9 protein-coding genes are annotated in these 7,595 nt (G+C 74.5%); 5 read left to right on the top strand and 4 right to left on the bottom strand.

The window, feature by feature from the left end; genetic code table 11:
* Together ABD946_RS31605 and ABD946_RS31600 are read right to left on the bottom strand one after the other, a co-directional pair.
* On the bottom strand, positions 1 to 451 hold a 451-nt coding region (locus tag ABD946_RS31605; protein WP_345289024.1), incomplete at its 3' end, for an AMP-binding protein.
* Between the two features lie 111 nt (positions 452 to 562).
* A complete protein-coding gene (locus tag ABD946_RS31600) occupies positions 563 to 991 on the bottom strand; it encodes an ester cyclase (protein WP_345289023.1) in 429 nt (142 codons plus the stop codon).
* Positions 992 to 1,176: 185 nt separating this feature from the next.
* Between ABD946_RS31600 and ABD946_RS31595 the strand changes: the two genes are divergently transcribed.
* The 3 genes from ABD946_RS31595 (at position 1,177) to ABD946_RS31585 (ending at position 4,320) form a co-directional block, all read left to right on the top strand.
* Complete coding sequence (locus tag ABD946_RS31595) at positions 1,177 to 2,595, top strand: FAD-binding oxidoreductase (RefSeq protein ID WP_345289022.1); 1,419 nt, start codon at positions 1,177 to 1,179, stop codon at positions 2,593 to 2,595.
* Positions 2,596 to 2,606: 11 nt separating this feature from the next.
* Positions 2,607 to 3,767, top strand: coding sequence for an ADP-ribosylglycohydrolase family protein (locus ABD946_RS31590; protein WP_345289021.1), 1,161 nt, complete (start codon positions 2,607 to 2,609; stop codon positions 3,765 to 3,767).
* Positions 3,768 to 3,930: 163 nt separating this feature from the next.
* On the top strand, positions 3,931 to 4,320 hold the full coding sequence (locus ABD946_RS31585; protein ID WP_345289020.1) for a hypothetical protein: 390 nt from the start codon (positions 3,931 to 3,933) through the stop codon (positions 4,318 to 4,320).
* An 89-nt stretch (positions 4,321 to 4,409) separates the two neighbouring features.
* Here ABD946_RS31585 and ABD946_RS31580 read toward each other — a convergent pair whose 3' ends face one another.
* Positions 4,410 to 4,910 carry a VOC family protein gene (locus ABD946_RS31580; protein ID WP_345289019.1) on the bottom strand — a complete coding sequence of 167 codons (501 nt, stop codon included), beginning with the start codon at positions 4,908 to 4,910 and terminating at the stop codon, positions 4,410 to 4,412.
* Positions 4,911 to 5,007: 97 nt separating this feature from the next.
* Here ABD946_RS31580 and ABD946_RS31575 point away from each other — a divergent pair, with 97 nt between their 5' ends.
* Complete coding sequence (locus ABD946_RS31575; RefSeq protein ID WP_345289018.1) at positions 5,008 to 5,472, top strand: MarR family winged helix-turn-helix transcriptional regulator; 465 nt, start codon at positions 5,008 to 5,010, stop codon at positions 5,470 to 5,472.
* A 51-nt stretch (positions 5,473 to 5,523) separates the two neighbouring features.
* A complete protein-coding gene (locus tag ABD946_RS31570) occupies positions 5,524 to 6,225 on the top strand; it encodes a hypothetical protein (RefSeq protein ID WP_345289017.1) in 702 nt (233 codons plus the stop codon).
* 196 nt (positions 6,226 to 6,421) lie between these two features.
* On the opposite strand, the gene ABD946_RS31565 is transcribed toward ABD946_RS31570, so the two are convergent.
* A complete protein-coding gene (locus ABD946_RS31565) occupies positions 6,422 to 7,510 on the bottom strand; it encodes a WD40/YVTN/BNR-like repeat-containing protein (protein ID WP_345289016.1) in 1,089 nt (362 codons plus the stop codon).
* Positions 7,511 to 7,595: the final 85 nt, after the last annotated feature.

The raw sequence follows: 7,595 nt of genomic DNA, 5'->3' as shown, positions 1-7,595 counted from the left end.
GCACCGGCTCGCGGTCGAAGTCGTACAGCTGGGCGTCGCTCTCCGCGCCCAGCACGAAGCGGTGCTTCACCGGGACGCCGGCCAGCGCCTCGTCCAGCTCGGGGTCGACCAACAGGGCACTGGCGCCGCTGTGTTCGACGATGTAGGCGACCTCCTCGGCCCGCAGCCGGAAGTTCACCGGGACCAGGATGCGGCCGTGGCCGCTCACCCCGTAGAGCGAGGTCATCAACCGGGCGGAGTTGTGGGAGACGATCGCCACCCGCTCGCCCGGCCCGATGCCCAGCCGGTCCAGCCCGGCCGCCTGGGCGCGGGCCAGCTCGGCCACCCGTCGGTACGTCAGGTCGCCCCAGGACTCGGCGGGTTGGAGGGGTTCGTCGACGATCCCGATCCGGTCGCCGTAGACCGTCTCGGCCCGCCGGAGGAAGTCCATCACGGTGAGTGGAGTCTGCATGGGGCACACTCTGCCGCGCGGGCCGCCGCACCGACAGGGGGCGTACCCCTTCCGGCCCACCGGCACCAGGGGGCCGCCCCGTCACTCCTGCCCGTACCGGGGGCGGACCCGTCACTCCTCGGGCACCAGCCCCAGCTGGCTCATGAACTCGAACTGGTCGAAGTAGAGCCGGTACTCGACGATCCGGCCGTCCCGCACGGTGGCCAGGTCGCAGCCGCGGATCCTGATCTCCCGCTGGGTGGGCGGCAGTTTCGAGCCGTCGGGCATCGTCAGCGGCCCGGTGTTCCGGCCGGTGTAGTAGCCCTCGTCGATCGCGGTGTCACCGGCCTCGTACGTGGCGGTCGCTTCGAAGTAGGCCTCGGGGACCGACTCCGTCATGTCCCCGAAGTAGTCCACCAGGGCCTTGCGCCCCCGCAGTTCGGGCTGGTCCGGGGTCGACGCGACCACGTCCTCGGCGAGGCACTCGCCGAGCGCCTCCAGGTCGGGCGTACCGGTCACCGCAGCGGTCAGGCGGTCCATGAGCTCGCGAGCCTCGCCCATGGCGACCACCTCCTCGGTCAAGAGGGGAAGTGCCTCCCATTCTCCTCCCGGGACGGCCCCCGGTCGCGCCCCCGGGACGGCCCCGGCCGGCACTCCCGGGACGGCCGTCCCCGCTCCCGGGACGCCCCCCGGGGCCGGTGCCAGACTGGGAGGGCGGGGGCCGGACGGCGGCGAGGGAAGAGCCGATGGACACCAGCACGCAGGTGGACGTCAGGGAGCTGCGGCGCGGGTTCCGCGGCCGGCTGGTGCGGCCCGGGGATCCGGAGTACGAGGAGGGCCGCCGGATCTGGAACGGCTCGATCGACCGCCGCCCGGCCCTGATCGCCTACTGCGCCGACCCGGCGGACGTGGCCGCCGCGGTCCGCTGGGCCGCCGCCCGGCACGCCGGCGGCGACGGCCTGCCGGTGGCGGTCCGCAGCGGCGGGCACAGCTTCTCCGGCCAGTCGCTCTGCGAGGGCGGCATCGTGATCGACCTCTCCGGGCTGCGCCGGATCACCGTGGACGAGCAGGCCGGTACCGTCCGCGCCCAGGCCGGGGCGCTGCTCGGCGAGCTGGACGCGGCCACCCAGCGGGTGGGGATGGCCGTCCCGTCCGGGATCGTCACCCACACCGGCCTGGCGGGGCTCACCCTCGGCGGCGGGATCGGCTGGCTGATGCGCAAGTACGGCCTGACGGTCGATCAGCTGCTCGGCGCCGAGCTGGTCACCGCCGGCGGCGAGCGGGTCCGGGCCGACGCCCGGGAGAACCCGGAGCTGTACTGGGGGCTGCGCGGGGGCGGAGGCAACTTCGGGGTGGTCACCGAGTTCGAGTACCGGATGCACCCGGTCGGGCCGGCCGTGCTGGCCGGGCCGCTGTTCTGGCCGGTGGCCGACTCGGCGCGGCTGCTGCGCTTCTACCGGGAGTGGATCGAGGAGGCCCCGGACGAGCTGACCACCGCCGTGGTGCACCGCACCGCGCCGCCGCTGCCCGGCGTACCGGCCGAGCTGGTCGGGCGGTTGGCCGTGGTGGTGATGTGCTGCTGGGCCGGTGACCCGGAGCGGGGCGAGAAGGTGCTGGGCCCGCTGCGCCGCTTCGGCCCGCCGGCCGCCGACCTGTGCCGCCCCAAGCCCTACCTGGAGCACCAGGCCTCGCTGGACCCGTCCTTCCCGGCCGGGCGCTGGTACTACTTCAAGTCCTGCGACGTGGCCCGGCTCTCCGACGAGGTGATCGAGGTGACGGCCGAGCACGCGGCGCGGATCGCCTCCCCGCTCACCAGCTTCCCGATCTTCCAACTCGGTGGCGCCATCGCCCGGGTGGGCGAGGACGAGACCGCCTTCAGCGGCCGCGGCGCCGGGCACACCTTCAACATCAACGCCACCTGCGCCGGCTCCGAGGGCTTCGAGGAGGAGCGGGCGTGGTCCCGCGGTCTGTGGCGGGCGCTCGCCCCGCACCACACCGGCGTGTACGTCAACTTCCTGATGGAGGAGGGCGAGCAGCGCGTACGGCAGGCCTACGGCGAGGCGAAGTACCGGCGGCTGCGGGAGCTCAAGCGCGCCTGGGACCCGGGTAACCTGTTCCGGCTCAACCAGAACATCAGACCGGATCCGCCGGACACACCAGACTGAGGAGCCATCAGGTGCCGCACGCCTCCTGGGCCGAACTGACCGCGTACCGTTCCCGGCTGCGGGGCTGCCTGCTCGGCGGAGCGATCGGCGACGCGCTGGGCAACCCGGTGGAGTTCCGCTCCCTCGCGGAGATCCGGGCCTCGTACGGACCGGCCGGGATCACCGGCCCGGTGGCCGACCACGAGGGCGTGGTCGGGCGGATCACCGACGACACCCAGATGACGCTCTTCAGCGCCGAGGGCCGGTTGAACGGCTACCGCCGGGCCCGGGACCGCGGCATCACCGGCGCCGAGGGCGAACTGGTGCTGGACGCCTACCTCCGCTGGCTGGACACCCAGCAGCTCCCGGCCCCGCCCCCGGCCGAGGGGCTGCGGCACCGGAGCGGCGAACTGCGGCTGGAGCCCTGGCTCTACGCCCGCCGCGCCCCCGGCAACGCCTGCCTCTCCGGCCTGCGCAGCCCACAGGCCCCGCACCCGTACGCGAAGCTCACCGGCGCGCCCGGTCCGGTCAACCCGGACTCCAAGGGGTGCGGCACCGTGATGCGCTCGGCGCCGTTCGGCTTCACCCTGCAGGGCGCCGAGCACTCCTTCCAACTGGCCGCCAACTGTGCCCAGATCACCCACGGGCACCCCACCGGCTACTACGCGGCCGGGGCCTTCGCGGCGATCATCAGCCACCTGGTGGACGGGGAGTCGCCGCTGGGCGCGGTGCTGCGGACCCTGGAGCTGCTGCGGCGCCACCCCGGGCACGAGGAGACCTCCACCGCGCTGCGGCGGGCGGTCGACCTGGCGGAGGAGGGCGAGGCGAGCGCGGAGCAGCTGGAGCGGCTCGGCCAGGGCTGGGTGGCGGAGGAGGCGCTGGCCATCGGCGTCTACGCGGTGCTGGCCCGGACCCGCCCGCAGACCTACAGCTACGGCCACGGCCCCACCGTCTGCGACCCCTCCCCGGCCCGCACCCCGATCGAGGCCGCCCTCCTGCTCTCCGTCAACCACTCCGGCGACAGCGACTCCACCGGCTCCATCGCCGGCAACCTGCTCGGCGCCCACCACGGCGACGTCCGCCTGCCCCTCCACTGGCTGAAGCGGATCGAGGGCCGCGCGGTGATCGCCCAACTGGCCGACGACTTCGCCGCCGAGGTGCGTCCGGGCGAGGACCGCCCTTGGGAGCACTGAGCCCCGGCGCCGTGACGGCGGGCGGGTGGGGGAGCTCCGGTGCACTCGTGGGGGTGGAAGCGGAGGTGATCGCTCCGCCGGGCGGGTGACGGGGGCTCATGGGGCGGGCGGGGGGTGCCGATTCAGGTGGAGTCCCGTACCGACCTCGGAGGACTTCATCATCATGCGTACGACTCTTGCCAAGATCACCGCTGCCGCCGCCCTCTGCGGCTGTGCCCTCGTCATGGGCGCGGGCGTGGCCTCGGCCCACGACCACTGCCGCCACTCGCACGGTTCGCTGGCCGTCGGCGGCAACGCCGTGACCGTGGGCGACGGGTCCGCGCTGGCCGTCGGCGGTGACGTCGACGCCGCCGGTGACGCGGGCGCGGTCGGCGGCGACGCCACGGGCGGCGGCGAGGCCGGCGCGGTGGGCGGCGACGCCAAGGGCGGCGAGTTCGCGGGCGCCGTGGGCGGCGACGCCTGGGCGGAGGGCCCGGCCGCCGCGATCGGCGGCGACGCCGAGTCGCTCTGCGAGGACGCGTTCGCGGTCGGCGGCGACGCGCTGGGCTACTGAGCCCGGGCGCGTAGGGCCTGAGCACGGGCAGGGGCCCGGCCGGTGATCCGGCCGGGCCCCTGCGGCGCGTCACGGGCGCGGACGGTCCGTCAGGTGGCGGAGCCGGCCGCCGCGCCGGTCTTCAGGTCGGCGCCCCAGCGGGCCAGCTCGGCGTGCAGGTCGAGGGAGCGCATGCCGGCCCCGTCCTCGGCGGAGGGCCACTCCTCGCGCGGCACCCGCCACATCACCTCGAACTCGATGCCGTCCGGGTCCTTGGCGTAGAAGGACTTGGAGACCCCGTGGTCGGTGGCGCCGACGATCGAGCCGGTGGCGCTCAGCCTGGTGGCGATCTCCGCGAGCTCGCCGAGGGTGCCGACCTCCCAGGCCAGGTGGTACAGCCCGACGCTGCCCCGGCCGGGGGAGGGGGCCTGCTCACCGACGGCGAAGAGGCCGAGGTCGTGGTCGTTGAGGGTGTCCTCGGCGCTCAGGAAGGCGGCGCGGCCGGGGATCTCGACGTCGACCTTGAAGCCGAAGGCGTTGGTGTAGAAGGCGACCGAACGGGCCACGTCGCGGACGTAGAGGACGGCGTGGTTCAGGCGACGGACTGGCATGGCTGGCTCCTGCTCCGAGAATCTGGTTCAAATTTGAACCTGACATACGTCACGGTACACCTTGGTTCGAATTTGAACAACCGGTAGAATCGGCGGCATGGACGAGCCCAGATGGTTGGACGACGAGGAACAGGTGGCTTGGCGGGCGTTCGTGGTCGCCAGCAACCTGATCGAGCGCCGCCTGGAGCAGCAGCTCAAGGAGAGCGCGGGCCTGTCCCACACCCAGTACGAGATCCTCAGTCAGCTCTCCGAGGCCCCCGGCCGCTCGCTCCGGATGACCGACCTGGCCGACCGCCTGGTCACCTCCAAGAGCGGCCTCACCTACCAGATCACCCAGTTGGAGAAGGCCGGTCTGGTCGGCCGCCGCTCCTGCTCCAGCGACGTGCGCGGCGTCTTCGCCGAGCTCACCGAGTACGGCTGGCAGGTCCTGCGCGAGGTCGCCCCCGGCCACGTCGCCACCGTCCGCGAGGTGCTGATCGACGTCCTCACCCGGGAGCAGCTGGCCGTGCTGGCCGAGGGCCTGGGCACCGTCAGCGGACGCCTGCGCTCGGCCGATCGCTGACCCCCTGTCATACTCCCCCCGGCACGGGACGTCTCCAGGGGGAGTGGCACGGTGTTGATGTGGTGGGTGCGCGGGCTCGGGCTGGCGGTGTACGCGTTGGTGCTCGCGGGGGCGGTCCTGGCGGTCGGGACGCCGGAGGGTCCGCCGGCGGCCGTCGGGGTGGCTCCGGCGGTGCTGGTGCTGCTCTGGCTGCGGCTGGCGGTGCTCCGGCGGTGGCGGGCCGAGAGCCGCGGCGACGCCCCGGCCCGGCGGCCGGTCCGGCTGACCAAGGGGCCCTCGTTCGACGAACTGACGGCCCGCCACCTGTCCCGGGCCCGGCGGCCCGTCCGACTGCACCCGGACGGGCCCGAGCTGGTGGACTTCGACCGCCCGGCCTGGGTCTGGCTGCGCTCGGTGGCGGTCTGGCTGCTGCTGGTGCCCGTCGGGGCGGCGCTGGCCGGGACGGACGCCACGGCGGTGGTCCGGTCGGACCAGGGGTGGACGCTGACGGACCGTGACCTGACCGCGGCCGGTGCCGGGCTCTTCCTGGTGCTCGCCGCGCTGCTGCCCGCGGCCCTGCCGGGCGGCGCGGACGGCCTGCACCGGGTCGCCTGGTCGACCGGGGCGCAGACGGTGCACACGCTGGTGGTCACGGTGGCGGTGCTGCTCGTCGCGGTGGGCGGAGCCGCCTCGGCGGTGGTGGTCTGCGCCGGGCTGCTCCTGCTCCACCTCGGGCTGGAGGTCCGTGCCGCGCTGGTCCGTTCGGCGCGCTGACCCTCGCGGCGCGGGGCCCGGCGGTGCCGGCCGGTGGTTGCGGATGCCGGGTGGCAGGGCGTGCCTCGCTTCTCGACGGGGATGCGGAACCGGTCCGCCCGGGTCGTTCCGGTGCCGGTCCAGGTGGTCATCCGTGCGGGCCGGAGGGTCCGCGCGGAGGCGAGCCTGACGGGCCGTCACCCTCGCGGGCGCGAGCTCAGGGCAGCGTGACGGCGCGTACGCAGAGGACGTCCGGGAGGTGCTGGGCCAGCAGGCTCCAGCTCTCGCCCTCGTCGGCCGAGCCGTAGACCTCGCCGTTGCGGTTGCCGAAGTAGACGCCGGCGGGGGAGGCGTCGTCGGTGCACAGCGCGTCGCGCAGGACCACGCCGTAGTGGTCCTCGCCGGGGAGGCCGGTGGCCAGCGGCTGCCAGGTGGCGCCGGCGTCGGTGGTGCGGAAGACGCGGCAGCGGCGGTCCACCGGGAGGCGGGCGTGGTCGGCGTCGAGCGGGAAGAGGTAGGCGGTGCCGCCGTGGTGGGGGTGGGCGGCCAGGCCGAAGCCGAAGGTGGCGGGGAGGTCGGTGCCGATGTCCTGCCAGTGGCCGCCCGCGTCGTCGCTGCGGTAGACCCCGCCGTGGTTCTGCAGGTAGAGGCGGTCCGGGTCGGCCGGGTCGACGGCGACCTTGTGCACGCACTGGCCGAACTCGGGGTACTCGTCCGGCAGGAAGGTGGCCCGGATGCCGGTGTTGGAGGGCTGCCAGCTCTTGCCGCCGTCGGTGGTGCGGTAGACGCCGCCGGTGGAGACCGCGACGGTGACCGCGTCCGGGCTCCGACGGTCCGTCAGGATCGTGTGCAGGCCCTGGCCGCCGAAGCCGGCCGCCCACTCGGCGCGCTGCGGGTGGGCCCAGAGGTTCTCGTCCAGGGCGAAGCTCTCGCCGCCGTCGGTGGAGCGGAACAGCGCGGCCGGCTGGGTGCCCGCGTACACCACGCCGGGCGCCTCCGGGCCCGCCGGGTGGAGCTGCCAGACCCGCTCCAGCGAGGTGCCGGTGTGCTCGGGGAAGCGGACGGCGGGGGTGGTGGGCTCCTGCCAGGTGGCGCCGAGGTCGTCGGACCACCAGACGGACGGGCCCCAGTGGCTGCTGTCGGCGCCGGCCAGGATGCGCGGGCGCTCCGGGCGGCGGTCCACGGCCACCGAGTAGATCGCGTTCATGGGGAAGTGCGGGCCGGTGAAGTCCCACGTGCGGCGGTCGCGGCTGCGGCCCAGGAAGAGGCCCTTCTGCGTTCCGACGGCCAGCAGTGACTCGGTCATGGCGTACCACCTGGGGGAGAGGTCGTTGGCGGCGCCAGTCTGCTCCGGGCGGGGGGTGGTCGCACGTCAGCGCGCCGGGAATCGG

The sequence above is a fragment of the Kitasatospora albolonga genome (assembly GCF_039535905.1).
In the GTDB taxonomy this organism is placed as follows: Bacteria; Actinomycetota; Actinomycetes; order Streptomycetales; family Streptomycetaceae; genus Kitasatospora; species Kitasatospora albolonga.
Note: the sequence above shows the minus strand (reverse complement) of the source record. Positions and strands in the feature narration are given on the sequence as shown.